We start from the raw sequence: 561 nt of genomic DNA on the forward strand, positions 1-561 counted from the left end.
GGGCGCCATTGTTTTCCGCAAGCAACTGCGACGCGACAAGGTGCTTGCGTTTCTCGCTGGGCAGCCGGCCTGCTTGGTCGCCATGGAGGCCTGTTCTGGGGCGCATCACTGGGCGCGCGAGATCGGCAAGCTCGGGCACACCGTTCGTCTGATCCCGCCATCCTATGTGAAGCCTTTCGTGAAGCGGCAGAAGAACGACGCCGCCGATGCCGAGGCGATCTGCGAGGCCGCGCAGCGGCCGACCATGCGCTTTGTCGCCGTGAAGAGTGAGGAGGAGCAGGCGAGTGCGGCCGTATTCCGGGCTCGTGATCTGCTGGTGCGGCAGCGCACCCAGACGATCAACGCCTTGCGCGGCCATCTTGCAGAATATGGACTGGTCGTTGCCCAGGGCCCTTCACATACTGCCAAGCTGATGGAAAAGGTAGAGGATCCTGAGGGCGATCTGCCAGAAGCAGCCCGCCTGGCCCTCACCGTGCTGGTCGATACGCTGAGATCGCTGGAGGAAAGGATCAAGCAGCTCGATGCCGAGATTGCACGGCGTGCCCGAGAGGATGAAGACGT

Annotated in this window: 1 protein-coding gene; it reads left to right on the top strand. The window is 63.1% G+C overall.

Annotated elements, in window-relative coordinates; all coding sequences use genetic code 11:
• Nucleotides 1-561, top strand: a 561-nt coding sequence (locus NKH33_RS33160) for an IS110 family RNA-guided transposase (RefSeq protein ID WP_352923748.1), incomplete at both ends; no start/stop codon positions are given.

Origin of the sequence: Mesorhizobium sp. M1182 (genome assembly GCF_040318335.1) — a bacterium.
Classification (GTDB): domain Bacteria; phylum Pseudomonadota; class Alphaproteobacteria; order Rhizobiales; family Rhizobiaceae; genus Mesorhizobium.